This window comes from Pueribacillus sp. YX66 (assembly GCF_041725775.1).
In the GTDB taxonomy this organism is placed as follows: Bacteria; Bacillota; Bacilli; order Bacillales; family UBA6769; genus Pueribacillus.
Genome location: NZ_JBEUEL010000077.1, coordinates 1 through 1,400 on the forward strand (window position 1 = coordinate 1; position 1,400 = coordinate 1,400).

1 protein-coding gene is annotated in these 1,400 nt (G+C 40.8%); it reads left to right on the forward strand.

The features are described from left to right. Window positions 1-140 precede the first annotated feature (140 nt). Window positions 141-1,253, forward strand: coding sequence for an IS4 family transposase (locus ABU914_RS15360; protein ID WP_379670568.1), 1,113 nt, complete (start codon window positions 141-143; stop codon window positions 1,251-1,253). Window positions 1,254-1,400 lie beyond the last annotated feature (147 nt).

Genomic DNA, 1,400 nt, shown 5'->3' on the forward strand with positions numbered 1-1,400 from the left:
TCACTAGCATTGCATTAATTTAGGCTGAATAATCATAAGACATTGAATGTTTAAAAAACTTGTATTTTTGATACAAAAAATCCTTTATACTGGAGAGACGGGTGGTATCCTGTCCAAATCCAATATAAAGGACCTAACTTATGGACAAGAATACACTACTTTCATCATTTGGTAAATGGGTAGCTCCCATAAATTTTAATTTATTATATGAGCAAGTAGACGCACTCAAACTCGACTATTACACGAAAAAGCTGACAACAGAATCATACTTGAAACTGATGCTTCTAGCTCACCTGGACGAATGGGACAGTTTACATGACATGAGTGATGCGATGGTGGATGACGACCTTCAAAAAGCCGTGGGCTTTGAATCCATCAGTGTTTCGCAGTTATCGCGGCGAAATAATGAGATTCCATCGGAGGTATTAGCAAAGCTGTTCTTCCACCTTGTAGGTAAAATTAAAACCTTTCACACTGGAACGAAGACCTCCATGCCTTTGAACATCATAGATTCAACCACAATCCCTCTGAATGTAAAGAAGTATCGCTGGGCGGAATTCCGTAAAACAAAGGCAGGACTGAAAATTCATATGCGACTGGTTATGATGGATAAGCATACGTTGTATCCGGATCAACTGACGATGACACCAGCAAAAGAGCATGACCGCAATCAATTGGAAGTCCTGGTAGATGATCCAAACGCCATGTATGTGTTTGATCGTGGCTACTTGGATTATGAGCGCTTCGACCGGATGACCGATGATGGCTACTTTTTTGTATCAAGACTGAAAAAGAATGCAGTGACGAGAGATATCCACATCTTTCATGCAAGGGAAGAAGATATCTTATCCGATAAAATGGTATGGATTGGTACCACGCAAAATCGAGCTGAAAATGCCTTTCGTGTTGTTGAAGTGAAAGATCGCCGCGGAGAAATCCTTAGGCTCATCACCAACCGATTTGATATCAGCCCGAAGGAAGTCAGCGATATCTACCGCTCTCGCTGGGAAATCGAGCTGTTTTTCAAATGGCTGAAACAGCATGTCAAAATCAAAAGATTTTACGGTGAAAGTGAAACAGCAGTAGAAAATCAGGTCTACACAGCACTTATTGTCTATTGTCTTCATGTATTGATTCAGTTAGAAACAGGCAGCAAAAGAAAAATACTACAGGTCAGCCGCTGGTTAAAGCGTATGGTATGGAAACCTGCCTATCAATGGGTGAGGCGTTTAGAGGACCGAACGGTCCCCTGAAACTCTAACTGTCGTTGTCACCCTGGTCTAATTGTATAATTTTACCAAATGGACAGAGCCGCCTTTTGTTCAGGTTTTCCTTTTTTGGCTCTGACGAGAGAATGATAATAAATAGAATTTTCTGATCTTATTTATGCAACACTAGTG

Bases quoted from the DNA above. Each gene is read 5' to 3' on its own strand.
- ABU914_RS15360 (WP_379670568.1), top strand. From the start codon at position 141: ATGGACAAGAATACACTACTTTCATCATTTGGTAAATGGGTAGCTCCC.